The sequence below is a fragment of the Streptomyces sp. LUP30 genome, from assembly GCF_001746365.1.
GTDB lineage: Bacteria > Actinomycetota > Actinomycetes > Streptomycetales > Streptomycetaceae > Streptomyces.
Genome location: NZ_MJAJ01000043.1, coordinates 55,666 through 81,542 on the forward strand (window position 1 = coordinate 55,666; position 25,877 = coordinate 81,542).

Below are 25,877 nucleotides of genomic sequence, written 5' to 3' on the forward strand. Positions count from 1 at the left end.
GCTGTCGGTGCCGCGTGCCAGGATGGGGCCGTGTCGCAGACCGTGTTCGCCACTCCGTTCGTCGGCCGGGAAGAGGAACTCGCCCGGCTCTCCGGCGTGCTGGAGCGCGCCCGGGGAGGTGAGGCCCGCGCGGTGCTGATCGCCGGAGACGCGGGCGTGGGCAAGACACGGGTGCTGAACGAGATCGCGGTGCGCGCCGCGCGCTCCGGCATGACCGTGCTCACCGGACACTGCGTGGACCTGGGCGACGTGGGCCTGCCGTATCTGCCGTTCACGGAGATCCTGGGCCTGCTCGCCGCGGACGGGCGGTTCGCCTCCGTCCTCGCCGCGCACCCGGTGGTCGACCGGCTGCTCGGCACGGGCGCGCAGGCCGTGCGGGACGACGGGGGTCCCCTGGCCGGTTCGGACGCCGGCGGCGGGCGGCTGCGCCTGCTGGAGGGCATGGCGTCACTGTTCGCCGACCTCTCCGAGGTCACCCCGCTGCTCCTCGTCCTGGAGGACCTGCACTGGGCCGACCCGTCGTCCCGCGACCTGTTGCGGTTCCTGCTCAGCCGGGGGTTCCTGCAACGGCCCACGGGCGGCGGACCGGGGCACCGGCCGGCGGTCCTGGCCTCCTACCGCGCGGACGACCTGCACCGCCGCCACCCGTTCCGCCCGCTGCTGGCCGAGCTGGTGCGGCTGCCGGCCGTGGAGCGGCTGGAGCTGCGCCCGCTGGCCGACGCCGAGGTGGCCCGTCTGGTGCGCGCGCTGGAGGACCGTCCGCTGCCGGAGGCCGCGGTGCGCCGGATCGTGGAGCGCGCGGAGGGCAACGCCTTCTACGCGGAGGAGCTCGTGGCTGCCCGGGACGCGGAGTCCGGCGCCGTGCCCAGCGGGCTGGCCGACCTGCTGCTCATCCGGGTCGAGCAACTCCCCGACACCGCCCAGCAGGTGCTGCGCACCGCCGCCGTCGCCGGCCGGCGGGTCGACCACGACCTGCTGCGGGACGCGGTGGGGCTGCCGGAGGAGGAGCTGGAGTCCGCTCTGCGGGAGGCGGTCGGCCGCCGGCTGCTGGTCGCGGGCGACGACGGCACGTACGCCTTCCGGCACGCTCTCGCGCGCGAGGCGGTCTACCTCGATCTCCTCCCCGGGGAGCGGTCGCGTCTGCACGGCGCGTTCGCCGGTCTGCTGGCCCGTCGCGGGCACCGCGCCGACACCGCCGCGGAACGCGCCCACCACTACCGCGAGAGCCACGACCTGGGCGAGGCGCTCGCCGCCTCCCTGGAGGCCGCCGACCACGCCCGGCGGGTCGGCGCGCCCGCCGAGGAACTGCACCACCTGGAAGCCGTCCTGGACCTGTGGGAGTCGGCGCCCGCCCCGGCCCGGCCGTCCGGCGAGGGAAGCGACCGGGTCACGCTGATGCTGCGCGCCTCGGCGGCGGCCGCCCACGCCGGGGAGGCGCACCGCGCGGTCTCCCTGACCCGGGCCGCGCTCGCGGGCGTGGGCCAGGACGCCGACTCCGAACTCGCCGCGCGCGTGCGCTACACGCTCGCCGGCACCCTCATGGGCGTCGACAGCCTGACGGCCGCGTTCGCGTACAGCAGCGAGGCGCTGGCGATGATCCCGGCCGAACCGCCGTCGCCGACGTGGGTGTGGGCCGCCGCCACCCATGTCCTGGCGGCGCGTCAGGTCGGCGACGTGGCCACCGCGCTGCGGGTGGCCCGGCAGGCGCTGGGCGTGGCCGAGCGGCTCGAACTGACGGACGCGCGCGCCGACCTGCTGGTGTCGCTGGCCAACCTGGAGGGCGGCGGCCGCCGCTCCCCCGAGGGCCGGGCCCTGCTGAAGGAGGCCCGGGAGCTGGCCCGGCGCGGGGGCAACGCCCCGGTGGAGATGCGTGCCCTGTTCTCCCTGGCGATCGGGGCCTACGAGGCCGGGGAGCCGGCGGAGTGTCTGCCCTGGCTGGCCGAGGGCCTGGACCGGGCCCGCCGGGCAGGCCTGTTGTCCTCGCCGTATCCGCTGGAAATGCGCTATCTGCAGCTTCTGGTGCTGTACACCCTGGGCCGGTGGGACGAGTGCCTGCGCACGGCGGCGGACGACCTGGCGGTGCTCCCGGCGTCGGGCGGCTTCGCGCTCGGCCCCACGCTGTACGTCGCCCTCGCGCGCGGCGAGCGCGGCGCCGTCGAGCGGGCGCACGCCCTCCTCGAGGGACGCTACGACTGGGTGGCGGCGCTCGTCGCGGGGATCGTCCTGACCGACGCGGCGGCGCTGAGCGGCGACGCGGAGGCCGCGGTGGCCAGGCTGCGGTCCTCGGTCGAATCCTTGACGGACGAAGCGGGAAGCCGCCCGGACGTCGCCGTCCGGCTCACGGCGCTGGCCCTCACCGCGGTGGCCGACGCGGCCGACGCGGCGCGGCGCGGGGGCGACGAGAGCGCGGCCCGCCGCTGGTCCGCCGTCGCGACCGAACTGCTGGAGCCGGCCCGGGAGGTTGCCCGGCACGGTCAGACGGGCGTGCCGCAGGGACCCGAGGGGCGGGCCTGGCTGGCCCGCGCGGAGGCCGAGTGCGCGTGGGCCGTCACGGGCCCGGACCCGGCCGCCTGGGAGAAGACCGTGCAGGCCTTCGGCTACGGCGACCCGTACGAACTCGCCCGCTGCCGCATGCGGTACGCGCAGGCCCTGCTGGCGGCGGGCCGGCGTGAGGAGGCGACCGCCGAGGCCCGGGCCGCCCGGGAGACAGCCGCGCGGCTGGGGGCCACGCCTCTGCTGGAGCGGGCGGACGCCCTGATCCGCAGCGGCCGCCCGGCCGCCGGCCCCTCCGCCGGCCGGGACCGTTCGGCCGCCTTGACGGCCCGCGAGCAGGAGGTCCTGCGGCTGCTCGCCCGCGGCCGCAGCAACCGGCAGATCGGCGAGGAGCTCTTCATCAGCGGCAAGACGGCGAGCGTCCATGTCTCCAACATCCTCGCCAAGGTGGGCGCGGCGAGCCGTACCGAGGCGGTGGCCATCGCCTACCGCGAGCGCCTGATCGACCCGGAGCCGGGCCCGGCTCGCTGAGCGGAACCGGTCGTGGCGGCGCGCGGACGGCCGTGGCGCCCTCGTCGCGGGMGGGCCGGAAGGTCGCCGCCGCCGAGTCGGCGCACGCCGCGGCCTGGGCGACCGCCCGCGCCGCCCGCGAACCGCGCGCCCCGTCGCCCCCGCCGTGCGCCGGGATCTCTGAGCCGGGCCGCGAATCGAGTTGACCGGGGCCCCGGCGGCGGGCGAGGGTGCGAGGCGGGACAAGGCGCGGCCACTCCCCTCTCCGCCCGCGCCGGAAGGGTGACTGTGTTGATCGGCATCTCGGACATCGAGGCGGCCGCCGAGCGGATCGCCGGACACGTCGTCCGCACCCCGACCGTGCCGAGCCCCGGCCTGTCGGCGCTGCTCGGCGTGCCGGTGACCGCGAAGCTGGAACTCCTGCAGCGCACCGGCTCGTTCAAGGCGCGTGGGGCGGCGGCGAAGCCTCTGTCGCTGAGCGAGGCCGAGCGGGCGGCCGGGGTCGTCGCGGTGAGCGGCGGCAACCACGGGATCGCGCTCGCGGTCATGGCCGCCGCGCTGGACGTGAAGGCCACGGTGGTGATGCCGCGTTCGGCACCGGCCCGTGCCGTCGAGATCGCACGGACGGCCGGCGCCTCGGTGCGGTCGACCGACACCATGGACGGCGCCTTCTCGCTGGTGGAGCGGTTGCGGCAGGAGGGTTTCACGCTGGTGCACCCGTTCGACGATCCTCTGGTCGTCGCCGGGCAGGGCACCGTCGGCCTGGAGTTCGCCGCTGACGCGGACGACGTCACGGACGTACTGGTCAGCGTCGGGGGCGGCGGACTGATCGCCGGTGTGGCCGCGGCCCTGCGCGCCCGCCGCCCGCAGGTGCGGATCTGGGGCGTGGAGACCGAGGGGGCACAGGCGATGTCGGAGGCGCTGGCGGCCGGCGGGCCGGTGCCGGTCGCGCTGTCGTCGATCGTCTCCACCCTCAGTGCGCCGAGCGTCTCGCAGCTGACGTACGACCATGTGTCCGCCCTGGTCACCGACGTGTTGAGCGTTCCCGACCGGGAGGCCGTGCGGGGCTGTCTGGACCTCGCCGAACACGCCAAGCTGTGGACCGAGCCGGCGGCCGGCTGTCTGCTGCCCGCGGCCCGGCAGGTGGTCGAGCGGATGGGGCGCGACGTGCGGCTGGGCCTGGTGGTCTGCGGCGGCAACGCGACGGCCGCGGACATGTCGCTCTGGACGGAGCGGTTCGGGTTGCGCTGAACGCGCTCCCGCCGGCAGCGGCCGTACGACGGCGCTCCGACGACCGCGCTCCGACCACGGCGCTGCGGCGACGCCCCTTCGACGACGCCCCTTCGAGGGGATAGCGCAAATCCGTCGGGAGGGCCCGCGCCGGAAAATGGTCCAGGGGGGAGAAGGGCGTTTCCGGAGGCGTCGAATGCCCCGGCGCCGTCGTGTTCACCGCTGGTTGCGCCGCAGGAGGCAGCCCGGACGAGCTCCCGCCAATTCCCATTCCTCGCACATGCATACGGCCGAACGCCCGGCTTTCTTGAATGAAGGACAGGAATCGCGCCGGAGTTGCGGAATGATTGAACGGACCCCCTCGCACCGGTCGTACCACTGGGAAAGGTGAGTACCAGCGGTTCAGCGAGGGATGGCCATGGTCAAGACGCACGTCTCCACGCACGAGTTGGTCGCCGGGAGGTACCGGCTGCTCGACGTCGTCCACCGGGAGACGAACCGCGTCAGCTGGTACGGCGAGTACGTCGAGGACACCGGGGCGGCCCGGCCCTGCCTGGTCACCCGGATCGGGCTGCCCGCCGACCAGGGCGAGGAGAAGGCGCGCCAGGCCGCCGACCGGGTGCTCGGCATGTCCGAGACGATGGCGCGGCTGTGTCCGGGCCGGATCGCCGCGGTCGTCGACGCCGTGGAGGAGGCGGGCTCCCTGTGGACCGTCACCGAGTGGATCGACGGCCTGCCGCTCGGCCAGCTCATGGCGCAGAAGGGCGCGTTCAGCCCGGCCCGGACGGCGGCGATCGGACTGCAGCTGCTGGACGTCCTGGAGGCCGCGCACGGTGAGGGCATCACCCACGGCGAGCTGAGCCCCGGGCAGGTGTTCCTGCGCAGCCAGGGCCCCCTCGTCCTCACGGGATTCGGGCTGACGGGAGCGACGCTCGCCCCGCGGGTGGCCGCGCCGTCCTACGCCTCCCCCGAGCAGGCGCGCGACGAGCGCATCGGCCCTGCCGCCGACCTGTGGGCGCTGGGCGCGATCCTCTACACGATGGTCGAGGGGCGTCCGCCGTACCGGGACCGGGACCGGCCCGAGAGCACGCTGAAGGGCGTGGACCGGCTGCCGCTGCGCGCTCCCCTGCGGGCGGGTCCCCTCACCTCGACCGTGCAGGGGCTGCTGCGCAAGGACTCCCGGGAACGGCTGACCCGCACGGTCGTACGCCAGTCGCTCACCCGCGTGCTGGACGAGGACCCGCACGCCGGCCTGCCCACACCGCGGCTGCGGCGCGTGTGCGCCGCGGCCCGGCACGTCGGCCCGCAGTGGAGCGGCCGGGCCATGGCGGCCGGGACCGCGCTGGCCGTCGTCACGGTGGCGTTCGCCGCCCTTGTCGTCACCCACCAGCTGCCCGACCCCGACGACACCTCGGCCGGAGGGACGCAGGCCCGGCCGTCCGCGTCCGCTCCGGCGCCCGACGAGGACGCCGGCGACAGAGGCTCCCCGACGCCCTCACCCACGCCCACCACGCCCCCGCCGCCGACGGCCGCGAGCCCGGCCGCGCCGGCCCGCCCGTCCGCGAGCGCCTCGCCGGACGCTTCGCCCTCCGCCACCGCGACCGCCCTCCCCCAGGGCTTCCGGGTCTACCGGGCGCCCGAGGGCTTCTCCGTCGCCCTGCCCGCGGGATGGAAGCGGCTGGAGACCGCGCGCGGCGCCGACCACGCGTACCGGGTCACCTTCGGCGCGTCCGGCGATCCGCGCACCCTCGCGGTGACCTACAGCGAGAGCGCCGGACCCGACCCGGTCGCCGTCTGGCGGGACGACGTCGAGCCGAACCTGAGGAAGGACGACGGTTTCCGGCGGATCGGCGCGATCAGGGCGACGACGTACCTGGGCTACAAGGCCGCCGACATGGAGTGGGTCGTCGACGTCGACGGCGGACAGGAACGGACGTTCGGCCGGGGTTTCCTGCTCGGCGGACACCGCAGCTTCTCGCTGCGCTGGACGACGCCCGCCGAGGACTGGGACACCCAGGCCGACCGGCAGGCCCTCGACACGTTCCTGAAGACGTTCCGGCCCGGCTCAGCCGCCTGACCGGGACGCGCGGGCCGGTGCGCGCAGGGAGCGCAGCGGACCGCCGTGCAGGGGCGTCGTGTCCCAGCGAGCGGTGAACGTCCGCGCGGCGAGGGAGCAGGTCACCCGCAGTCGGTGCGGGGTCTCCAGGAAGACGACGTGCGCGGTGAGCGTGTCGGCGTCGGTCCACCCGCCGCCGACCGCGGTGGGCAGCGGCTCTTCGCTCACCCGCCAGCCGTCGGCGGTGGGCAGCTCCAGCCTGAGGTCGCCCTGCTTCTCGGCGAGGCTCAGCGTCCACCCGCCGGCTCCCCCGTCGACCGTGACGCCGGTCAGTCCCGGCTGGTCTGCGCAGGTCCCGCCGGCAGGGGCGAACACGGCGCCCGACCAGCGTCCGGCCTCCTGCGGCGGCGCGGGCTCGCCGGCGGCCGGGGGAAGCGCGAGCCCCGCCAGACGCCGGGCGAGAGCGGCGTCGGCCTCCTCACGGCCGGTCAGCAGGCCCGGCCGGAACGCGGGCAGCAGATGCTCCCAGACGAGGGTGAGCAACGCCTGCATGTCGCCCGTGGCCGCGGTGGTCGCGATCACGGCGTCGTGCTCGGGCAGGACCAGGCAGAACTGGCCGTAGGCCCCGTCGCCGCGGTAGCCGTGCCGGGAGCGCCAGAACTGGAAGCCGTAGCCGCGGTCCCAGTCCAGCCGGTCCGCGTCGGCCGGGGCCCCGGGATTCGTCGGCACGTGTGCGCGGGTGGCCTCGGCGACCCACTCCCGTGACAGCAGCCGTTCGCCCTGCCGACCGCCCTCGTCCAGATAGAGCTGCCCCAGCCGGGCGATCGCGTCGGTCGTGGCGTGCAGGCCGCTGAAGCCGAGTTCGCGGCCGGACCGGTCGGTCAGCCAGGCGACCTCGCCGACACCGAGTGGGTCCAGCAGGCGGGGTCGCAGATAGGCGGTGAGCGACCGGCCCGTCACGCGCTGCACGATCGCGGCGAGCGCGTAGGTGGCGGGCTGGTTGTAGGCGAACACGCTTCCCGGCTCCCGGTCCGGCGGCAGCAGCAGGAAGCCCAGGACGAGGTCGTCGCGGTCGAGGGCGTGCGCCCGGTCGTAGGTCTCCTCCTCGTGCCCGCTCGCCATCGACGCCACATGGCGCACCAGCATCGCCCGGCTGCGCGGGTCGGTGATCTCCGCGTCGAGTTCCGGGAAGTACGACACGACCGGGTCGTCGAGGCCGATCAGCCCCTCCGCGACGGCGAAACCGGCGGCCGTCGACGTGAAGCTCTTGCTGAGCGAGTACAGCAGGTGGAGCCGGTCGGAGGTGTACGGCTCCCACCAGCCGGATGCGACGAGCCGGCCGTGACGCAGGATCATCAGGCTGTGCGGCTCCACGAGCTCGGCCGACTCGACGGCGTCGAGGAACGCGAGAACGCCCAGGGCGTCGACGCCCTCGGCGGACGGGGCGCTCGACGGCAGGGCGGACGGGGTGCCGGAAGGCGGGGGGTGGGCGCTCATGTCCGCATCCTGCCCCGCCGTCGCCTGCCGATCGACGGGTTTTCCGGCCGCCGACGACCCGTTTCCCACGGCGGCGGCCGGGGACTCGGACCCCATGGTGCAAATCGGATACACGATGATGACCGAGCAGGCCGGCCCTCGTGACCTGGTCGACCACGTGGTGCGGGCCGAGGAGGCGGGGTTCGACTTCTCGGTGACGTCGGACCACTACTTCCCGTGGCTGCGCTCGCAGGGGCACTCCCCGTACGCGTGGAGCGTGCTCGGGGCGGCCGCCCAGGCCACGTCACGCATTCCGCTCATGACGTACGTGACCTGTCCGACGTTCCGTTACCACCCCGCGGTGGTGGCGCAGAAGGCAGCGACGATGCAGCTGCTGTCGGAGGGGCGTTTCCGGCTGGGGCTGGGCTCCGGGGAGAACCTCAACGAGCACGTGGTCGGCGGCGGTTGGCCTTCGGTGGACGTCCGGCACGAGATGCTGGAGGAGGCCGTCGAGATCATCCGCGCCCTGTTCGAGGGCGGGCACGTCACGCGGCACGGGGCCCATTTCGACGTGGACTCGGCGCGGCTGTGGGATCTTCCCGACGAGCCGCCGCCGATCGGGATCGCCGTCTCGGGCGAGCGTTCGTGTGCGCTCGCCGGCCGGCTGGCCGATCTGGTGATCGCCACCGAGCCGAAGCCGGATCTGCTGGAGTCCTTCGACCGGCACGGGGGCGCGGGCAAGCCGCGGGTGGGCCAGCTCCCGGTCTGCCACGATGCCGACCGGGAGGCCGCGGTGGAACGGGCGCACGCCCAGTTCCGCTGGTTCGGCAGCGGCTGGAAGGTGAACTCCGAGCTGCCCCACCCCGACTCCTTCGACGCGGCGACCCAGTTCGTGACGCCCGACGACGTCGCCTCCTCCATCCCCTGCGGCGACGACCCGGACGACTTCGTCGAGGCCGTGCGCCCCTACGCCGAGGCCGGGTTCACGGAGATCGCCCTGGTGCAGATCGGCGGCGACTCGCAGCCGGCGTACCTGGACTGGTCGGAGAAGACCCTGCTGCCCGCTCTGCGCAAGGCCTTCGGCTGAGGGACCACGGGCGGACCGGCCGGACGGCAGGCGGGTCGGCAAAGCGCCGCCAATGGGCCCATATAGGCTGCGGATCGGCACTCTCGCGGTGCCGATCCTATGTCCAGCAGCCCGCAGAGGAGAGTCATCCGTGACCCTGGCGACCGACCTGTCCGAGACGCCCGTCGAGACGCCCGTCGAGACGCCGGCCGAGATGTCCGTCGAGCCGCCCGCCGGGACGCTCCCCGCGACGGGCCCCGCGCCGCTGTCGGACCTCGTGGCGCGCGACGCCCGCGAGTTCGGCGTCTACGCGCGGACCGGCGGTTGGGCCTTCGGCCTGATGGTGGCGCGCAGCGTCCGGCCAGGCGGGCAGAGCGCGGACGAGACGCCGAAGGTGTCGGCGAAGGAGTTCGCGGAGCTGGCCGGCTGCTCCCCCGAGCGCGTCATGCGCTACTACAAGGCGTGGGACCGGGCTGCCGACGACGGTCTGGTCCCGCACTTCGAGGAGCTGGCGCCGGGCCAGGAGGTGGAGCTGCCGGACGCCGAGGTGTGGCTGGCCTACTACGTCTCGCGTTCCAGCGCCGCCTCCGAACGCGGGACCGCGATCGCGGAGGCCGCCGAGGCCGAGGGCATCCGCCCCACGAAGGCGCTGGAGGTCGCGGAGAATCCCACCGCCCTGCGCGCCGCGATCCTCGCCGACCCCTCGACCGCCCGCGCGGCCCGCGCCGCCCTCCTGGACCGCATCAAGGAGGATCCGGACCTGCAGACCGAGCTGGCGCGGGACGTGGTGCGCACCGACGACCTGAAGAAGGCGGTGGCCTCCGAGAGCCGTTCGGCCGACCGGATCGGATATGTGCGGCAGATCGCCGAGTCCGGTCAGATCAAGACGCCGGCGGGCCAGACCGTGGACGCGCCCGTCGAGCTGCGCCAGGAGGCCGAGCGCCATCTCTCGCTGCTCGACGAGCTCGACGACGACGAGGACTCCGGAGAGTGGGCGAGCGAGGCCTACGACACCATGAAGTCCCTGGTCGTGGAGACGGTCGAGGCCGACCCCGAACTGCGCGTCCAGGAACGGCGCACGAAGTTCTACAGCAGCCTGCAGCGGGCGACCAGGGTCTTCGAGGAGCTGACCTTCGACGACGTCGACGCGCAGGAGTTCTACGAGGACGACATGGTGCAGCAGCTGGAAGAGCTCCAGCAGGCGATCGGCAGCTGCATCGCCGCGCTGCGCGGAGCCCGGGGCGCCGGGCCCGAGGCCGGGTAGACCGATCGGGCCGGACCGGGGGGCCGGACCGTCGGGGCGGTCCGGCTCAGTTCGTCGTGTAGCGGCGCCGGGTCCACAGAGGCAGGACGAACCAGCACAGGCCGTACCACGAGACCACACCCGCGACGAGCCAGGGCACGAAGGCGTCGTGGGTGGCCACGCGCAGGATCAGCAGCAGCGAGGAGGTCATGGTGGCGAGCAGCAGGATCAGACCGACGAAGGTCAGCCTGGACGCCACCTGCACCGTCTGCGGCTTCACCCGCCGGCCGGAGACCAGGCGGTGCAGGGACACCGGTCCTATGAGGGCGCCGGTCGCGCAGGCCCCCAGGACCACGGTCACGATGTAGATGACCTTGTCGGCGTCCTGCAGGTCCGCGTAGCGCGGGGTGAACACGACGGTCAGCAGGAAGCCGAAGAGGATCTGCACACCCGTCTGGGCGACGCGGATCTCCTGGAGGAGCTCGACCCACATCCGGTCGGCTCTCTCCTCCTCGGTCTCGTTGCGCCCCGTGCTGCGCGCGGCGTTCGTCGCCGTGTCCGTCACCTTTACCGTCCTCCCGATTCCGAGTGGTCCCTCGACCCCCTCTTCACCGCGAGTACCCCGTGAGCGGCGGTTTTCGCCGCTCACCGCCGGGTTCGTCTACCAGCGTCCCTCGACCTGCTCCTTGATGCGCCGCTCGTAGAGGTCGCGGACGGCGGCGAGGGTCTGCTCGGAGAGTTCGGGGAGCTTGGCCGCAGCCGCGTTGGCGCGGGCCTGCTCGGGTGAGCGGGCGCCCGGGATGACCGTGGTGACGCCGGGCTGCTGGATGATCCAGCGCAGCGCGAGCTGGGCCGGGGTGTATCCCTCGGGGGCCAGGCCGGCGAACTCGACGGCGGCCTCGACGCCGGTGGTGTAGTCGACGCCGGAGAAGGTCTCGCCCTGGTCGAAGGCCTCGCCGTGCCGGTTGTAGGCGCGGTGGTCGTTCTCCGGGAACACGGTGTCCGCCGTGTACTTGCCCGAGAGCAGGCCGGACGCGAGCGGGACGCGGGCGATGATGCCGACGCCGGCCGCGCGGGCCGCCGGGAGCACCTCGTACAGCGGCTTCAGGCGGAAGGGGTTGAGGATGATCTGCACGCTCGCCACGCCGGGCCGGGCGATCGCGGTGAGGGCCTCGGCACAGGTCTCCACGCTGACGCCGTAGTGCGCGATGCGCTCCTCCTCGACCAGCGTGTCGAGGGCGTCGAACACCTCGTCGGTCGAGTAGACGGGGGTCGGCGGGCAGTGCAGCTGGACCAGGTCGATCCGGTCGACTCCGAGGTTGCGGCGGGAACGGTCGTTCCAGGCGCGGAAGTTGTCGAGCACGTAGTTCTCGGGGATCTGCTCCACGCGGCGGCCCATCTTGGTGGCGACCAGCACATGCAGGTCCGGCCGGCCGCTGAGGAACGCGGCGATGGTCTGCTCGCTGCGTCCGTCGCCGTAGACGTCGGCGGTGTCGAAGAAGGTGACCCCGGCCTCGGCCGCCGCCTCCAGAACCGTCAGCGCCTCCTTGTCGTCGACGTCGCCCCAGTCGGCGCCCAGCTGCCAGGTGCCGAGACCGACGACGGATGCGTGCTGACCAGACCTACCGAATTCGCGCTCGTCCATGGCGACAGTCTGTCACCCGGCGCGACGCGGCGCGGCCGCGGTCGGCCTCCGGCGGGCGGCTCGCGTCGGGTCACTCCCCGGCCGGTCCGGGCCGGAGCCGCGGGACCCGGCCGTCGAGGTGCGCCTGCACCGTGGGCCCGTACCGGTCGACGACGTCCTCGACCGGCATCGCCCGCAGGGCGGCGCCTCGTGCGATGCCGAACATCACGCCGAGGCCGAGCAGCGCGGCGACCGCGAGTTCCGCGCGCACGCCCGCGTCCGGGCCGGTGAGGCGGTCGGCGAGCTTCTCGGTGACCTGGGTGCGGAAGTTGGCGCGCAGGACGTCGCCGTGATCGCCGTGCAGGGGCGCGAAGGCGATGCGCACCACGGGGTCGGCACCGCGCTCGCGCTGGCTGACCAGCACGTGCCGGACCATGTGCCGGCCCAGTTCGTCCGGCGGGGCGTCGAGCAGGGCCTCGGCGTCCTCCTCGAAGGACATCACGCGCGCGAAGAGGGCGTCCTTGTTGCCGAAGTACTTCACCACCAGCGGCGCGCTGACTCCGGCGCGCTCCGCGACCGCCTTGAGGGTGAGGTCGGCGTGCGCCCGCCGGGCGAGGAGGTGCCGGGCGGCGCGCAGGATGGCCGCCTTGGTGGCTTCGGCGTCGCGCCGGGCGGGGGCCTGGCGGCCGCTGACGGCGGTGGCGTCGGGTCGGGTGCTCACGGCACTCATGCTCCCTCCATCGCCCCGTCGCTGACCGGCCGGGTGCGGCCCCGGGCGCGTGGCGTGTCGTCCGGGCCGGGGTCGCCGGGGATGGTGAGCGCCACCGCGCAGGCGGCCAGCGCCACCGCGCCCGCCACCGCGAAGGCCATCAGATAGCCGTGCAGGGTCGGCACCGGAAGTCCGCCGACGAGGCCCGTGTGGTGCACGAGCACGGCGGCGACGGCCGCGCTGGAGACGGCCTGGCCGATGGTGCGCATCAGGACGTTGACGCCGTTCGCCGAGGCGGTCTGCCCCGGTGGGACGGCGCGCAGAATGAGCGCGGGCAGCGCCGAGTAGGCGAGGGTGGTGCCGGTCGACACGACCGTCGCCCCCACCATGATCATCCACAGTTCGCGGCTGTCGGCGACGCGCACCGCGTATCCCGAGGCGATGACGGCGGCGCCCAGGGCGAGAGTGACGCGGGGGCCGCGAGCCTGGGAGATGCGGGCCGAGACCGGCGAGAACAGCAGCATCGTGACGCCCCCGGGCAGAAGGCACAGACCGGTCTGGACGATGGACAGCCCGAGTCCGTACCCGCTCTCCTTCGGGGCCTGCACCAGCTGGGCGGTGACCAGCGAGTTGGCGTAAAAGGCGAAGCCGGTCAGGAGCGCGGCCACGTGGGAGAGCCCGACGCTGGGCCGGGACACCAGGCGCAGGTCGACCAGCGGCCGTTCGGCGCGCAGCTGCTGCCGGCGCCACAGGGCGAGGACGACGGTCGCGCCCAGGAACAGGCCGAGGATCCGGGCGCTCGACCAGCCCCACTGACCGCCCTGGGACACGGCCAGGAGCAGGGAGACCAGCCCGGCGGCCAGTCCCAGCGCGCCGGTGACGTCGAACCGGCCGGGCTCGCGGACGGGCGACTCCGGCACCGCCCAGCGGATCAGCGCGACGCCGGTCGCGCCCAGCGCGGCGGTCACCCAGAACATCACGTGCCAGTTCGCGTACTGCACGACCACGGCCGCCGCGGGCAGCCCCAGCGCGGCCCCGATGCCGACGGTGGAGCTCATCAGCGCCACGGCGGATCCCCTTCGATGCGGGGGCAGTTCGTCGCGCAGGATGCTGATGGACAGCGGGACGACGGAGGACGCGGCCCCCTGCAGGGCGCGCGCCGCGATCAGGACGCCGATGTCGGAGGTGAGGGCGCAGATCACCGAACCCACGGCCATCAGGGCGAACGACAGGAGCAGCACCCGCCGTTTGCCGTACATGTCGCCGGCGCGGCCGAGGACCGGGGTGAGGACCGCGCCGGACAGCAGCGAGGCGGTCACCATCCAGGAGACCGCTCCTGGAGAGGCGCCGGTGAGCCGGGGCAGGTCGGGCAGCAGCGGGACGACGACGGTCTGCATGACCGCCATGAGGATGCCGCAGTACGCCAGGACCGGGATGGTCAGCCGGGCCCGCAGACCGGCGGCCTCCCCGGGCGGAGCGGATATCGGAGCGGGCGACGCCATGGACACTCCAGCGGCCGGTGCGACACGAAAACAGGGTGAATGGAAATTCACCGTAACAGTGAATTGCCATTCACCCAAGGTCGCTCCGTCGGATCCGGCGGGCCGCCCGGTCGGTTACTCGCGCGAACTCAGCGCGCGGGCGTGCGCGCCGCGCGCCAGCTTCGGCCCCAGCCAGCGCTTCAACCGCCGCAGGGCCTCGAGCCGCCCGGCGGCCCGGTCGAGCCGGTAGTACAGCTGGGGCGGCACGTAGGGCAGCAGGGGCGAGTGACGCTGGCCGAGGAGCGCGAACATCTGCTCCGGGGGGAGATGGATGTAGCGGGTCAGGTTCTCGTACCACTGCGCGCTGTAGCGGGCCGCGCTCTGCAGGGAGAGAAGCGCGGACCGGCGCTCGCGTTCGTAGCGGGCGAGCGCCTGCGGCACATCGGCGCCCTCGCGCAGCGCCTCGGCCAGGGCGATGGCGTCCTCCAGGGCGAGCGTGGTGCCGGCGCCGATCGAGTAGTGCGTGGTGTGGGCGGCGTCGCCGAGGAGGACGAGACGGTCCCGGTGCCAGGTGCGGTTGGTGAGGGTGCGGAAGGTCAGCCACGGGGAGCCGCCGTCGGACGCGGCACGGCCGATGAGGGGATGGCCGTCGAGGATGTGCGCGAAGAGCTTCTCCAGCGCGGCGAGGCTGTCGGCCTCGCTCGCCCGGTCGAGGCCGAGGCCGGCCAGCGTCTCGGGGGCGCACTCGATGACGCAGGTGCTCTGTTCGGCGCTGAAGGGGTAGCCGTAGCACCAGATCCAGCCGTGCTCGGTCTCGACGAAGGCGAACGTGAAGGAGTCGAAGACCTTGGTCGTGCCGAGCCAGACGTAGCGGTTGCGGCCCGGCGTGAGGGTGGCGCCGAAATCCTCCGCGTGACGGGAGCGAAGGGCGCTGTGCACGCCGTCGCCGGCCACGACCAGATCGGCGTCCGGCAGGTCGTCGGCGGTGACCTCGCTCTCGAACTCCAGGCGCACGCCCAGGGCGCGGGCGCGCGCGGCGAGCAGTTCCAGCAGTTTGTGCCGGCCGATGCCGTGCCCCTCGTCCCCCGGCTGACGGGTGGCCACCTCCCGCACGTGGGCGACGCCCGCGTTCCAGCGGACGGAGTGCTCCTCGATCGCCTCCGCCGACTCCGGGTCGCAGGCACGGAGCTTCTCGAGCAGCCCCTGCCAGTAGGTGACGCCCCAGCCGTAGGTCGAGCCCTCCGGGTCGCGTTCGTGGACGGTGACGTCGTGGGACGGGTCCTGCCGCTTGAGCAGGATCGAGAGATACAGGCCGGCGGGCCCGCCGCCGACACAGGCGACCTTCACGCGCACCCCCAGGAGTTACCGGTCGTGGTTGATTGACGACGCAGGGTAGCAGGATCGACATCGGCCACCGGACGCCCCCCGTGCCCGATCGCGCCACTTTTCGCACGTGAGCCACACCACCGGCGGAGCGCGCCCGCGCGAAAGTCCACCGAAAGCGGGGCCCCGACCCAAAGGAATTGCCCCTTCCGCCACACCCCGGGCCATCGCGCGACAAGATCATCTTCGTTCAACACTGTACGACTTGTAATTGATTGTCCGGATCGCGGCCAACCGGTCGGGAGCGATTTCTCCCCCTCTCCACGCCGCAGATAGGCATGCGGAGTCGTCAACCGAACGCACTCCAGGAGGTCCCGCATGCCGGAACTCAGCCGTCGTCGCGCACTCACCGCGGCGGCCGTCGTCGCCGGTGCCCCGTTCGCCGCCGCCCCCGCCGCCCGGGCCGCCGAGCCGCACCACGACTCCCACGGCGGCTCCCACGGTTCGCCCGAGTCCTTCGACGAGGTCTACCGGGGGCGCCGCATACAGGGCCGCCCCGCCGACGGGGGCGGCCACCACCACGGCGGCGGCTACGCCGTGTACGTCGACGGGGTGGAGCTGCACGTGATGCGCAACGCCGACGGCTCCTGGATCAGCGTGGTCAGTCACTACGACCCGGTGCCCACGCCGCGGGCCGCGGCCCGCGCCGCGGTCGACGAGTTGCAGGGCGCCCGGCTCGAGCCCTTCCCCGCCGGCTGACCCACCGCCGTCCGCCCTCCTCTCCCGCACCCCTGGAGCACCGCACCATGACCGTCCGTAAGAACCAGGCGTCCCTGACCTCCGACGAGAAGCGGCGGTTCGTCGCCGCCGTCCTCGAACTCAAGCGCAACGGCCGCTACGACGCCTTCGTCACCACCCACAACGCGTTCATCCTCGGCGACACCGACAACGGCGAACGCACCGGCCACCGTTCGCCGTCCTTCCTGCCCTGGCACCGCAGATTCCTGCTGGAGTTCGAGCGGGCGCTGCAGTCCGTGGACGCTTCGGTGTCGCTGCCCTACTGGGACTGGTCGGCCGACCGCTCGCCCCGTTCGTCGTTGTGGGCGCCCGACTTCCTCGGCGGCAGCGGACGCAGCCGGGACGGCCAGGTGATGGACGGCCCGTTCGCCGCCTCGGCGGGCGCCTGGCCGATCAACGTGCGGGTGGACGGACGCACTTACCTGCGGCGCGCGTTGGGGGTGGGCGTGCGCGAGCTGCCGACCCGGTCCGAGGTCGACTCGGTGCTGGCGATGGCGACGTACGACATGGCGCCCTGGAACAGCGCCTCCGACGGTTTCCGCAACCATCTGGAGGGCTGGCGCGGGGTCAATCTGCACAACCGGGTCCATGTGTGGGTCGGCGGCCAGATGGGGACCGGGGTCTCCCCCAACGACCCGGTGTTCTGGCTGCACCACGCCTACATCGACAAGCTGTGGGCCCAGTGGCAGCGCCGGCACCCGGGGTCCGCCTACCTCCCCGGCGGCGGGACGCCGGACGTCGTCGATCTGCACGAGACGATGAAGCCCTGGAACGACACCGCCCCGGCGGACCTTCTCGATCACACCGCGTACTACACCTTCGACGCCCTCGGCGCGGACCGCCCTGCGCGCGCCTTCGCCGGCTGATCCCCCTCGCCCGGTTTGCGGCACGGGTCACGGGTACCCGCACGGACGTCACCGACGATACGAACCACGACAACGCAGGAGGAGACGACCGTGTCGCAGGTCGAGGAATCCATCGAGGTGGGCGTGCCCGTGCACACCGCCTACAACCAGTGGACGCAGTTCGAGACGTTCCCGAAGTTCATGAGCGGCGTGGAGCGCGTCGAACAGCGCTCCGACACGCTCACGCACTGGGTGACCAGTGTCGACGGCGTGCACCGGGAGTTCGACGCCGAGATCACGGAGCAGATCCCCGACGAACGGGTCGCCTGGACCACCGTCGCCGGTGAGGCCCGGCAGGCCGGGGTGGTGACCTTCCACCGGCTCGACGACGCCCACACCAAGGTGATGCTCCAGATGGAGTTCCAGCCGGAGGGCCTCGCCGAGAACGTCGGCGACAAGCTGGGCTTCGTGAAGCGTCGGACCAAGGGTGATCTGGAGCGCTTCAAGGAGTTCGTCGAGGAGCGCGGCCTGGAGACGGGAGGCTGGCGCGGCGCGGTGCTGTGACGGCCGCGCCCATGCTCAACCGGCGTCCACCGTACGGCACTCCGGGTGCCCCCAGCCCTGCGCGTTCTTGGCGATGTCCTCGCCCGCCGCGTAGGGACGGCCGCACGGACAGCGGCCGGGGAATTTGGCCTTGATCGTGCGGGAGGACGAACCGCCGCTCCGCCGGGACGACTTGTTCCCGGCGGGGCGGCCGTTCTTCTGTCCGGACGCCGCCTTCGGAGTGTCGGGCGAGGCCGGCGGCTCGGGCGAACCCCGATCGCTGCCGGCCGGCTGCTGGACGATCGCCGCCTGGCTGGCGGCGCGGTCGGCGAAGTCGTTGAGCGGGTCGCCGTCGACCTGGTGGGCGGGCACGTAGCGGAAGTCGACCGAGCGGCCGTCGAGCAGCTCGTCGATGCGCACGACGAGTTCCTGGTTGGCCACCGGCTTCCCGGCGGAGGTCTTCCAGCCGTTGCGCTTCCAGCCGGGCAGCCAGGTGGTGACGGCCTTCATGGCGTACTGCGAGTCCATCCGCACCTCGAGCGGAACGGCCGGATCGGTCGCCGCCAACAGGCGTTCCAGCGCGGTGAGTTCGGCGACGTTGTTGGTGGCCTTGCCGAGCGGCCCCGCCTCCCAGCGGGCCGGCGCCTCCGTGTCGTCCGCGACCACCCACGCCCAGGCCGCCGGGCCGGGGTTCCCCTTCGAGGCCCCGTCGCACGCGGCCACCACTCGTTCACGCATGCGCACGATCATGCCATGGGTCCACGGGACTCCGGCCGCGCGGCTAGGACACCTCGTCGGCCTGGGGCATCTCGCCCGCGGTGGTGGTCACGTCGATCACCGAGAAGCTCGCGCCCTGCGGGTCGCTGAGCGCCGCGAACCGGCCGAACGGCGTGTCCATCGGGCCGAAGCGCAGGACGCCGCCGTGCCCGGTCGCCCTGGCCACCGCCTCGTCGCAGTCGGCGACCGTGAAGTAGACGTTGACGTACGACGGCACCTCGGGCGGGAACTCCTCCCCCATCCGCATACGGCCGAGCACGGTCTCGCCGCCGATCTCGAACATGCGGAAGTCGACCGCCTCGTCCCGCATCTGCTTGGCCTTGTACGGGAACACGGCCGGGAGGAACGCGTCCGTCTTCTCGGGCTCGCGGGTGAACACCTCGGCCCAGCAGTACGCTCCGGGCTGCCCGGGCGGGGCCTCGAAGCCCTCGTGGACGCCCGCCTGCCACACCCCGAACACGGCGCCGCCGGGTTCGCGGGCCAGGCACATGGTGCCGAACTCGCCGACCTGCATCGGCTCCATCAGCACCTCGCCGCCGTGCTCACGGATCCTGGCCGCGGTCGCGGCCGCGTCCGGGGAGGCGAAGTACAGGCACCACTGGGACTGGCCCTCCTGACCGGGCATCGGCGGGACGACGGCGGCCACCGCCTTGCCGTCGACGTAGGCCTGGGTGTAGTTCCCGTACTCCGACGTCGCCTCGCCGAAGGTCCAGCCGAGGACGTCGCCGTAGAACCTCTTGGCGCCCTCCACGTCGCTGAACATCGCGTCGGCCCAGCAAGGGGCTCCCTCTGGTCGTACGGCCATCACGACGGCCCTCCTGATGAGATGGTTTGTCCGGTTCCTCACGCTAGCCACCCGGTCCTCGGCCCGCGCGCCGAGCACACCGGCGACCGGGAGCGCCCCGGTGCGCGACCCGGGCCGCGCGGTCCGGCTCCGCTCCGAAATCCGTTGGACGGCGCGGCAGTCGGCCTCGTCCAATGGGGTGCATGTGTGCCGCTGTGAAGATGCGTCCGGACGAGGTCGACCTCGACGCCCCGCTGGTGAGCAGGCTCGTCGCCGCCCAGTTCCCGCGATGGGCCGGGCTTACCGTGCGGCGGCTGCCCTCCTCCGGCACGGAGAACGCGATGTTCCGGCTGGGCGACGACAAGGTGGTGCGACTGCCCCGGCACCCCGGCGCGGTCGAGAGCGTGGGGCACGAGGCGCGCTGGCTGGCCCGGCTCGGGCCGGCCCTGCCGGTGGCGGCGCCGGTGCCGCTGGCGCAGGGCGGGCCGGGAGAGGGGTTCGCCTGGCCCTGGTCGGTCTACCGCTGGCTGGACGGCCGCAATCCGGCCGCGGGCAGCGTGGAGCGGCCGCTGTCGCTGGCGGCGGAGCTGGCCGCGTTCGTCACCGCCCTGCGCGGGATCGACCCGCGCGGCGGCCCGCCGAACGGCCGGGGCGTTCCGCTGGCCGAGCGCGACGGCCCCACCCGCGACGCCCTGGCCCGGCTCACCGGGCGGATCGACACCGACGCGGTCACCGCCCTGTGGGAGGAGGCGCTGCGGGCGCCGGTCCGCGTGGCGCCGCCCCTGTGGGCCCACGGGGACCTCTCGCCCGGGAACGTGCTGGTCCAGGACGGGCGGCTCACGGCGGTGATCGATTTCGGGTGCGTCGGGATCGGCGACCCGGCCGTCGATCTGATCGTCGCGTGGAACCTGCTGCCCGCGTCGGCGCGCGGCGCCTTCCGCGAGGCCGTGGGCGCGGACGACGCCGAGTGGGCGCGCGGCCGGGGCTGGGCGCTGTCGATCTCGTTGATCCAGCTGCCGTACTACTGGGAGACCAATCCGCCGCTGGCGGAGAACTCCCGGCATGTGATCGGAGAGATCCTGGCCGAGTCCCGGTCGCAGGGCGCGCCCCCTCAGGCGTCCGGTGTCTCCTCGCCCTCGTAGGCCCTGCGCAGGGCGGCGAGGTCGAGCTTGCCCATGGCGTACATGGCCCGGGTGGTGCGGACGGCCTTCTCGGGGTCGGGATCGCTGATCATCTCGATCACCCCGTCCGGGATGACCTGCCAGGACAGTCCGTACCTGTCCTTGAGCCAGCCGCACGGGCCGGGCTCGCCGCCGTTCTCGGTGAGCTTGGCCCAGTAGTGGTCGACCTCCTCCTGGTCCGCACAGTGGATCTGGAACGAGATCGCCTCGCTGAAGGTGAACTGGGGGCCGCCGTTGATCCCGACGAACCTCTGTCCGTTGGCGGTGAACTCCACGGCGAGCACGGAGCCCGCCGGTCCGGGACCGGCCTCGTTGTAGCGGCCGATGCTCCCGATCGAGGAGTTCTTGAAGATCGAGACGTAGTAGTGGGCGGCTTCCTCGGCCTGGCCGTCGAACCAGAGACACGTGGTGAATCCGTCGGTGGTCATCGCAAACCTCCTGGGCGTGGAACGCGGTTCTGAGTGTCGACTCCCGCTGGCCCTGGAACTCATCGGCCGGACCGACGGCAGTGCGCGGCCCACCCGACCGGAGCACGGACGTTCCGGCGGGCCGCGCACGACACCCCGAAGCGATCTGCCCGTGGCGAATCTGCCGCGGGCAGAGAAACGGCGTCCGGGCCCGACGCCCGGTCGACAGTGGAGTCGACGGCATCCGCGCCACGACGAGGAGAACCGATGACTCCACTCACCACGTTCGCTCCCCGGGCCGAGGAGGGCGACACGGCGCCCACCCGGTTCGACGACCAGCTCGCCGCCCAACTGCTCGGCCGGCGCATCGTCCTGCTGGGCACCCAGGTCGACGAGGTCTCCGCCAACCGGGTCTGCTCCCAGCTGCTGATCCTGTCCGCGGAGGACCCGCACACCGACATCAGCCTGTACATCAACAGCCCGGGCGGATCGGTGCACGCGGGGCTGGCGATCTACGACACGATGCAGCTGATCCCCAACGACGTCTCGACGCTCGCCATGGGCTTCGCGGCCAGCATGGGCCAGTTCCTGCTCAGCGTCGGCACGCCCGGCAAGCGGTACGCGCTGCCGAACGCGCGCGTCATGATGCACCAGCCGTCCGCCGGGATCGGCGGCACCACCGCGGACATCGAGATCCAGGCCGAGAACCTGGAGTTCACCAAGCGGACCATCGAGCGCATCACCGCGGAGCACACCGGCCAGTCCCCCGAGACCATCTCCCGGGACGGGGACCGCGACCGCTGGTTCACGGCCGAGCAGGCCAGGGAGTACGGCATGGTGGACCGGGTCGTCGAGTCCCTCGCGGACGTCCAGCCCACCGCCTCCAAGCGACGGATGGGACTGTGACATGGGGACCTACACGATTCCGAACGTCGTCGAGCGGACCCCGCAGGGCGAGCGCTCCTACGACGTGTTCAGCCGGCTGCTGTCCGAGCGGATCATCTTCATCGGCACGGAGATCGACGACGGCGTCGCCAACGTCGTCATCGCGCAACTCCTCCATCTGGAGTCGTCGGCGCCGGAGAACGAGATCGCGATCTACCTCAACTCGCCCGGCGGCTCGTTCACCTCGCTCATGGCGATCTACGACACCATGACGTTCGTCCAGGCCCCGATCTCGACGTTCTGCGTCGGACAGGCCGCCTCGACCGCGGCCGTGCTGCTGGCCGGCGGGGATCCCGGCCGTCGGTTCGTGCTGGAGCACGCGCGCGTGCTGCTCGGGCAGCCGGCGAGCGGCGGCCGGCAGGGCACCGTGTCGGACCTGGCGCTCCAGGCCAAGGAGATGGTCCGCATCCGCTCGCAGGTGGAGGAGGTGCTGGCCCGGCACACCCGGCACGACATCACGATGCTGCGCGCCGACATGGACCGCGACAAGGTGTTCACCGCCGAGGAAGCGGTGGCCTACGGGCTGGCCGACGAGGTGCTGAGCCGGCGTCTCGCCAGGGTGTGAGACGCCGGCCCGCGGGGCGCGTCAGGCGGCCAGGCAGAGCCCGTCGTACGACGAGGCGGGCGTCGCGCGGCTGCGCGCGGGATGCCGGCCGGCGAGCCTGATCAGCTCGCCCTGGGCCCGGGTCAGCAGGTCGCCCAGGCTCAGGCCGAGAGCCTGGGCGGCGGCCGCGAGGACCTCCGAGGAGGCCTCCTTGCGGCCGCGCTCGACCTCCGACAGGTACGGCATGGAGATACGGGCGGAGTCGGCGACGTCCTTGAGGGTGCGCTCCTGCGCCTGACGTTCACGGCGCAGGACGTCTCCGATCAGGTCCCGCCACAGGGGCTCTCTCGCGGCGGGCCGTGAGGCGCCGGGAACGGGGGCGGAGACCGGGGCGCCCGGGCGCGCGGAAGGCGGGCGCAACGGGATCACGCGGGCTCGGTCCGGCGCTTGACTGCTCACCTCTTGATTGCTCACCTCTCAAGCCTAGGATCTCCGGTCGGCCCCGCAAGGGTGCGGTATTGCGCCCTGGGTGGAACCGGAGAGCGCGGTCGACCGGGGGTTCTCCGACGGGTGGGTACCGCTACGATTTTCTTCCTGCTTCGCAGGCATGGGTCCGCGAAGACCGGGTACCCGCCCCCTGAACGGGCGTGCACATGTGTGTGCGCTCACGGACCGAGAACAACAGACGTCGAACCGTGACTGTCGAGGGAGAGACCATGCAGACCGCCGTGAACCGGTCGGAGGCAGCGGTCGTCGAGGGCGGCGCCGGAGCCAGCGCGGACGGCACACCGCTGCCGGGCATCGAAGCCCCCCGCAGCATCGCTCCGCGCGACGCCCGCGAATTGTCCCGGCAGTTCTTCCAGCGCCTGGCCGTGCTGGAAGAGGGCACGCACGAGTACCAGTACGCCCGCAACACGCTCATCGAGATGAACATGTCCCTCGTCCGGTTCGCGGCCGGTCGGTTCCGTGGCCGCGGGGACGACATGGAGGACATCGTCCAGACCGGGATGATCGGCCTGATCAAGGCCATCGACCGGTTCGAGGTGGCCCGCGAGGTGGAGTTCACGTCGTTCGCGCTCCCCTACATCGTCGGTGAGATCAAGCGTTTCTTCCGGGACACGACCTGGGCCGTCCACGTGCCGCGCCGGCTCCAGGAACTGCGCGTCGAACTGGCCAAGGCGCGCGACGAGCTCGCCAGCCGTCTCGACCGGGAGCCGACCGTGGCCGAGCTGGCGACGCTGATGAACATCGCCGAGAGCCAGGTCGTCGAGGCGCAGATCGCCGCCAACGGCTACAACTCCTCCTCCCTCGACGCCGCGCTCACCGGCGACGGCCCGGAGAACGGCGAGTCGGTCCTCGCCGACTTCATCGGCGTGGAGGAAGAGGGACTGCGTCTCGTCGAGGACTACCACTCTTTGGCCCCGCTCATGGCCGAGCTCAGCGAGCGCGACCGGCAGATCATCCACATGCGGTTCGTCGAGGAAGCCACGCAGGCGGAGATCGGCGAGCGGCTCGGCTGCTCCCAGATGCACGTCTCCCGCCTGATCAAGCGGATCATCGCCCGGCTGCGCCAGGGCATGCTGGGCGAGCTCGGCTGCGCCTGACAGAGCCGGCCGCCCGGACCGGGAAGCAACCCGGCCGGGCCGGAACGAACGGGAAGGGCCGTCGGCCGACCGGGAGCACACGGTCGGCCGACGAAGACGTGCGGCGGACCGGGAGGACGACGGGGAGCACCTGCCGCGACCCCGACGGCCCGGCCTCACGGGTCGCCGGGTCACTGCGAAGAGAGCGTCGCCGGTGAGGGCGTCGGCGGTGCCGAGGACGGGACGGCACGGAGTCGTGGACGGCAAAGGGCGCGGCGCGGCAGGGAGGGGTGTGGGGCTGAGCGCCCCACCGACCTAGGCTTCGAGCGTGAGCACGGCGCGGACGCGCTTGCCGACCGGCACCCGCTCGGCGGTTACCTCCGCGGCCACGGCGTGCACGATCTCCAGGCCGTGCCGGCCGACCCGCTGGGGATCCTTGGGGAACCGCATGGGCAGTGCGTCGCTGCTGTCGTAGACGCAGACCGTCACCGAGGCGTCCGTGCCCTCCAGCTCCAGGATGTACGGCCCGTTGCTGTGGCGGTCGGCGTTGGTCACCAGTTCGCTGACCACCAGCATCACCTCGCCGATCACCCGGTCGCCGACCGCGGCGCACCATTCGGTCCTGAGCTGCTCGACGAAGTGGGAGGCGAAGGCACGGGCCTCGGCTATGCAGCCGGGCTCTCCCGTGTAGTGCGCAGCCCGCCTCAGCGGTTCCACGGGTACATCGAAACCAATCGGTATCACTGCCCCGTCCAGGTGCTCGATGTGCTCGATCATGCGTTTCTCTCTAGGAGGCCGGACGCGCCGGACGCTGCTGTGCCCATGCTCGTACCCCGAGTCGCGTCATACAGTCCCCCTCATTTACCACCTCTTGCGCGCAACGACCATGGGGTTCCTCACACACCGGCCATGGGCGCGGCCGTTCTGCCGGCCGATCGCGAACGGCCCTCCCGGCAGGCGCACCCCGCCGGTGCTGCCTAGCGTGGCAGTGTGATCCCGCACAGCCCCCATGACCAGGCAGTCTCCCGCCACGGGTGGGGGCGGGCGATCGTCACGGCAGTGGCCGGACCGATCGCCATGGGGGTGGTCGCCGCGCTGGGCCTGTGGGCGGCCGGAGCCTCGGATCTGCCCGCGGGCGCCTTTCCCCGGGTGGTCGCGGCGACGGTCGTCACGGCCGTCGGCGGCACGGTGGAGATCTCCGGCGATGCGGGCGGGCTCGCCGGCACCCGGGCGGGCCTGACGGTGATGCCGCTGTCGGTCACTCTCGTCGGGGCGCTCGTCGTCGCCGCGGGTTTTCTGCGGCCGCTGCGGCGGCGGGCGGTGGCGAGCGCCGCGGAGCTGGCCGGCTGGGCGGCGCGGATCGCCGTCGTCTGGCTGCTGGGTCTGCTCGGCGTCGCGCTCGCCGCCCACCGGACCTTCGCACTTCCCCTCGGCGACGACACGCTGAGCGACCTGGGCGAACTGTTCGGCGTCAGTCCGAAGGCGGGGTTCACCACCGATGTGCCGCTGACGCTCGTGTCCGGTTCGGCATGGCTGGCCGGCGTGCTCGTGACGGCGTTGCTGGTCTCGCGCTCGGCGCCGTTGCCGGCCCGGCTGCTGCGTCTGCAGGAGTCGGTACGGCCGGCCGCGCACGCGATGATCGTGCTGCTGCTGGCCTGCGTCGTCCTGGGGGTGCTGGTCGCCCTCGTCGTCGCGGCGACCCGTGGGCGTCCGGCCGAGACGTTCGCCGTGGTGCTGCTCGGGATGCCCAATCTGGTGTGGCCGGTGTTCACCATCGGCCTGGGCGCCACCTGGAACGGCCGGGTGGAGGGTCCGTTCGCGCTGCCGATGCCGCACGTCCTGGACGAGGTGCTGCGCGGTCCGGACACCGCGCGGCTGAACCTGAGCACCCTTGCCGAGCACGACGGGCGGGTGTGGTGGCTCGTCGTCGTGGACGCGGTGCTGGTGCTGGCGGCCGCGTTCCTGACGGCCGTGCACTCGCCGCCCCGGACGCGTCCCCCGTGGCACGCCCTGCGCACGGCGGTCGCCCTGGTGATCACGGCGGTCATGATCTGCCTGACCTGCCGGATCTCCGCGCACTACGGCCTGTCCGTCCTCGGCCTCGGCGATCTGGGCGGTGCGCTGTCCGGGCGGCTGCTCCTGCATCCCGAGGTCTGGTCGGTGCTGGGTGCGGCCGCGCTCTGGGGGCTGGTGGCGGGCTTTCTGGGCGGGGCGGCGGCCGGGGCGCTCCGCCGCCGGGACGGGACGAAAACCCGTTGA

The 25,877-nt window shown here is 73.0% G+C and carries 24 protein-coding genes; 13 read left to right on the plus strand and 11 right to left on the minus strand.

Translation table 11 applies throughout. From position 1 onward, the window contains the following. The first annotated feature begins 30 nt into the window (after positions 1–30). The 3 genes from BG482_RS28920 to BG482_RS28930 all read left to right on the plus strand — a co-directional run bounded on the left by BG482_RS28920 (position 31) and on the right by BG482_RS28930 (position 6,310). Positions 31–3,024 (plus strand): helix-turn-helix transcriptional regulator, encoded by a 2,994-nt coding sequence (locus BG482_RS28920; protein WP_069772103.1) that lies wholly within the window; start codon positions 31–33, stop codon positions 3,022–3,024. 270 nt (positions 3,025–3,294) lie between these two features. Next, on the plus strand, positions 3,295–4,254 hold the full coding sequence (locus BG482_RS28925) for a threonine/serine dehydratase (RefSeq protein WP_069772104.1): 960 nt from the start codon (positions 3,295–3,297) through the stop codon (positions 4,252–4,254). A gap of 391 nt (positions 4,255–4,645) precedes the next feature. Then, positions 4,646–6,310 carry a serine/threonine-protein kinase gene (locus BG482_RS28930; RefSeq protein ID WP_069772105.1) on the plus strand — a complete coding sequence of 555 codons (1,665 nt, stop codon included), beginning with the start codon at positions 4,646–4,648 and terminating at the stop codon, positions 6,308–6,310. Here the strand turns inward: BG482_RS28930 and BG482_RS28935 are convergent. After that, complete coding sequence (locus BG482_RS28935; protein ID WP_069772106.1) at positions 6,299–7,786, minus strand: serine hydrolase; 1,488 nt, start codon at positions 7,784–7,786, stop codon at positions 6,299–6,301. The two genes, BG482_RS28930 and BG482_RS28935, sit on opposite strands and share 12 nt — an antisense overlap. A 94-nt stretch (positions 7,787–7,880) precedes the next feature. Between BG482_RS28935 and BG482_RS28940 the strand changes: the two genes are divergently transcribed. Further along, positions 7,881–8,852: an LLM class F420-dependent oxidoreductase gene (locus BG482_RS28940; protein ID WP_069772107.1), complete on the plus strand. Its 972-nt coding sequence runs from the start codon at positions 7,881–7,883 to the stop codon at positions 8,850–8,852. 193 nt (positions 8,853–9,045) lie between these two features. Beyond that, positions 9,046–10,095, plus strand: a complete 1,050-nt coding sequence (locus tag BG482_RS28945; protein ID WP_069772157.1) for a hypothetical protein — start codon at positions 9,046–9,048, stop codon at positions 10,093–10,095. A gap of 46 nt (positions 10,096–10,141) precedes the next feature. Here BG482_RS28945 and BG482_RS28950 read toward each other — a convergent pair whose 3' ends face one another. From BG482_RS28950 to BG482_RS28970, 5 genes are all read right to left on the minus strand, one after another. Then, positions 10,142–10,567, minus strand: a complete 426-nt coding sequence (locus tag BG482_RS28950) for a DUF6328 family protein (protein WP_069772158.1) — start codon at positions 10,565–10,567, stop codon at positions 10,142–10,144. A gap of 168 nt (positions 10,568–10,735) precedes the next feature. Next, on the minus strand, positions 10,736–11,719 hold the full coding sequence (locus tag BG482_RS28955) for an aldo/keto reductase (protein WP_069772108.1): 984 nt from the start codon (positions 11,717–11,719) through the stop codon (positions 10,736–10,738). A gap of 70 nt (positions 11,720–11,789) precedes the next feature. After that, on the minus strand, positions 11,790–12,428 hold the full coding sequence (locus BG482_RS28960) for a TetR family transcriptional regulator (RefSeq protein ID WP_069772109.1): 639 nt from the start codon (positions 12,426–12,428) through the stop codon (positions 11,790–11,792). Continuing rightward, positions 12,425–13,909 carry an MFS transporter gene (locus BG482_RS28965; protein WP_069772110.1) on the minus strand — a complete coding sequence of 495 codons (1,485 nt, stop codon included), beginning with the start codon at positions 13,907–13,909 and terminating at the stop codon, positions 12,425–12,427. The genes BG482_RS28960 and BG482_RS28965 overlap by 4 nt, the downstream gene beginning before the upstream one ends. 114 nt (positions 13,910–14,023) lie before the next feature. Further along, positions 14,024–15,235 carry an FAD-dependent monooxygenase gene (locus BG482_RS28970; RefSeq protein WP_176741486.1) on the minus strand — a complete coding sequence of 404 codons (1,212 nt, stop codon included), beginning with the start codon at positions 15,233–15,235 and terminating at the stop codon, positions 14,024–14,026. A 354-nt stretch (positions 15,236–15,589) separates the two neighbouring features. Between BG482_RS28970 and BG482_RS28975 the strand changes: the two genes are divergently transcribed. The 3 genes from BG482_RS28975 (at position 15,590) to BG482_RS28985 (ending at position 17,418) form a co-directional block, all read left to right on the plus strand. Beyond that, positions 15,590–15,970, plus strand: a complete 381-nt coding sequence (locus BG482_RS28975; protein WP_069772112.1) for a tyrosinase cofactor — start codon at positions 15,590–15,592, stop codon at positions 15,968–15,970. 47 nt (positions 15,971–16,017) lie between these two features. Continuing rightward, positions 16,018–16,875 carry a tyrosinase family protein gene (locus BG482_RS28980; RefSeq protein WP_069772113.1) on the plus strand — a complete coding sequence of 286 codons (858 nt, stop codon included), beginning with the start codon at positions 16,018–16,020 and terminating at the stop codon, positions 16,873–16,875. A gap of 90 nt (positions 16,876–16,965) precedes the next feature. After that, a complete protein-coding gene (locus BG482_RS28985) occupies positions 16,966–17,418 on the plus strand; it encodes an SRPBCC family protein (protein ID WP_069772114.1) in 453 nt (150 codons plus the stop codon). A gap of 15 nt (positions 17,419–17,433) precedes the next feature. On the opposite strand, the gene BG482_RS28990 is transcribed toward BG482_RS28985, so the two are convergent. Further along, complete coding sequence (locus tag BG482_RS28990) at positions 17,434–18,147, minus strand: ribonuclease H (RefSeq protein ID WP_069772115.1); 714 nt, start codon at positions 18,145–18,147, stop codon at positions 17,434–17,436. Between the two features lie 31 nt (positions 18,148–18,178). Further along, positions 18,179–18,979, minus strand: coding sequence for a VOC family protein (locus BG482_RS28995; protein ID WP_069772116.1), 801 nt, complete (start codon positions 18,977–18,979; stop codon positions 18,179–18,181). A gap of 173 nt (positions 18,980–19,152) precedes the next feature. Here BG482_RS28995 and BG482_RS29000 point away from each other — a divergent pair, with 173 nt between their 5' ends. Then, complete coding sequence (locus BG482_RS29000) at positions 19,153–20,100, plus strand: aminoglycoside phosphotransferase family protein (RefSeq protein ID WP_370745900.1); 948 nt, start codon at positions 19,153–19,155, stop codon at positions 20,098–20,100. Here the strand turns inward: BG482_RS29000 and BG482_RS29005 are convergent. After that, entirely contained in the window at positions 20,070–20,567 is a 498-nt protein-coding gene (locus BG482_RS29005; RefSeq protein WP_069772117.1) for a VOC family protein, read from the minus strand. The two genes, BG482_RS29000 and BG482_RS29005, sit on opposite strands and share 31 nt — an antisense overlap. Before the next feature lie 246 nt (positions 20,568–20,813). Here BG482_RS29005 and BG482_RS29010 point away from each other — a divergent pair, with 246 nt between their 5' ends. Together BG482_RS29010 and BG482_RS29015 are read left to right on the plus strand one after the other, a co-directional pair. After that, positions 20,814–21,452, plus strand: coding sequence for an ATP-dependent Clp protease proteolytic subunit (locus BG482_RS29010; protein WP_069772118.1), 639 nt, complete (start codon positions 20,814–20,816; stop codon positions 21,450–21,452). Position 21,453: 1 nt separating this feature from the next. Then, complete coding sequence (locus tag BG482_RS29015) at positions 21,454–22,056, plus strand: ClpP family protease (protein ID WP_069772119.1); 603 nt, start codon at positions 21,454–21,456, stop codon at positions 22,054–22,056. 21 nt (positions 22,057–22,077) lie between these two features. Here the strand turns inward: BG482_RS29015 and BG482_RS29020 are convergent, their stop codons facing one another. Further along, positions 22,078–22,494, minus strand: coding sequence for a RodZ family helix-turn-helix domain-containing protein (locus BG482_RS29020; RefSeq protein WP_069772120.1), 417 nt, complete (start codon positions 22,492–22,494; stop codon positions 22,078–22,080). Positions 22,495–22,751: 257 nt separating this feature from the next. Here BG482_RS29020 and BG482_RS29025 point away from each other — a divergent pair, with 257 nt between their 5' ends. After that, positions 22,752–23,639, plus strand: coding sequence for an RNA polymerase sigma factor SigF (locus tag BG482_RS29025; RefSeq protein ID WP_069772121.1), 888 nt, complete (start codon positions 22,752–22,754; stop codon positions 23,637–23,639). A 294-nt stretch (positions 23,640–23,933) separates the two neighbouring features. On the opposite strand, the gene BG482_RS29030 is transcribed toward BG482_RS29025, so the two are convergent. Then, positions 23,934–24,395: an ATP-binding protein gene (locus tag BG482_RS29030; RefSeq protein WP_069772122.1), complete on the minus strand. Its 462-nt coding sequence runs from the start codon at positions 24,393–24,395 to the stop codon at positions 23,934–23,936. A 213-nt stretch (positions 24,396–24,608) separates the two neighbouring features. Here BG482_RS29030 and BG482_RS29035 point away from each other — a divergent pair, with 213 nt between their 5' ends. Then, on the plus strand, positions 24,609–25,877 hold the full coding sequence (locus BG482_RS29035; protein ID WP_069772123.1) for a streptophobe family protein: 1,269 nt from the start codon (positions 24,609–24,611) through the stop codon (positions 25,875–25,877).

Coding starts and splice junctions, on each gene's coding strand:
- BG482_RS29030 (WP_069772122.1), bottom strand. CDS start 24,395: ATGATCGAGCACATCGAGCACCTGGACGGGGCAGTGATACCGATTGGT.
- BG482_RS28960 (WP_069772109.1), bottom strand. CDS start 12,428: ATGAGTGCCGTGAGCACCCGACCCGACGCCACCGCCGTCAGCGGCCGC.
- BG482_RS28930 (WP_069772105.1), top strand. CDS start 4,646: ATGGCCATGGTCAAGACGCACGTCTCCACGCACGAGTTGGTCGCCGGG.
- BG482_RS29000 (WP_370745900.1), top strand. CDS start 19,153: ATGGGGTGCATGTGTGCCGCTGTGAAGATGCGTCCGGACGAGGTCGAC.
- BG482_RS29015 (WP_069772119.1), top strand. CDS start 21,454: ATGGGGACCTACACGATTCCGAACGTCGTCGAGCGGACCCCGCAGGGC.
- BG482_RS29005 (WP_069772117.1), bottom strand. CDS start 20,567: ATGACCACCGACGGATTCACCACGTGTCTCTGGTTCGACGGCCAGGCC.
- BG482_RS29025 (WP_069772121.1), top strand. CDS start 22,752: ATGCAGACCGCCGTGAACCGGTCGGAGGCAGCGGTCGTCGAGGGCGGC.
- BG482_RS28965 (WP_069772110.1), bottom strand. CDS start 13,909: ATGGCGTCGCCCGCTCCGATATCCGCTCCGCCCGGGGAGGCCGCCGGT.
- BG482_RS28995 (WP_069772116.1), bottom strand. CDS start 18,979: ATGGCCGTACGACCAGAGGGAGCCCCTTGCTGGGCCGACGCGATGTTC.
- BG482_RS28950 (WP_069772158.1), bottom strand. CDS start 10,567: ATGTGGGTCGAGCTCCTCCAGGAGATCCGCGTCGCCCAGACGGGTGTG.
- BG482_RS28955 (WP_069772108.1), bottom strand. CDS start 11,719: ATGGACGAGCGCGAATTCGGTAGGTCTGGTCAGCACGCATCCGTCGTC.
- BG482_RS28975 (WP_069772112.1), top strand. CDS start 15,590: ATGCCGGAACTCAGCCGTCGTCGCGCACTCACCGCGGCGGCCGTCGTC.
- BG482_RS28945 (WP_069772157.1), top strand. CDS start 9,046: ATGTCCGTCGAGCCGCCCGCCGGGACGCTCCCCGCGACGGGCCCCGCG.
- BG482_RS28940 (WP_069772107.1), top strand. CDS start 7,881: ATGGTGCAAATCGGATACACGATGATGACCGAGCAGGCCGGCCCTCGT.
- BG482_RS29010 (WP_069772118.1), top strand. CDS start 20,814: ATGACTCCACTCACCACGTTCGCTCCCCGGGCCGAGGAGGGCGACACG.
- BG482_RS28990 (WP_069772115.1), bottom strand. CDS start 18,147: ATGATCGTGCGCATGCGTGAACGAGTGGTGGCCGCGTGCGACGGGGCC.
- BG482_RS28935 (WP_069772106.1), bottom strand. CDS start 7,786: ATGAGCGCCCACCCCCCGCCTTCCGGCACCCCGTCCGCCCTGCCGTCG.
- BG482_RS28980 (WP_069772113.1), top strand. CDS start 16,018: ATGACCGTCCGTAAGAACCAGGCGTCCCTGACCTCCGACGAGAAGCGG.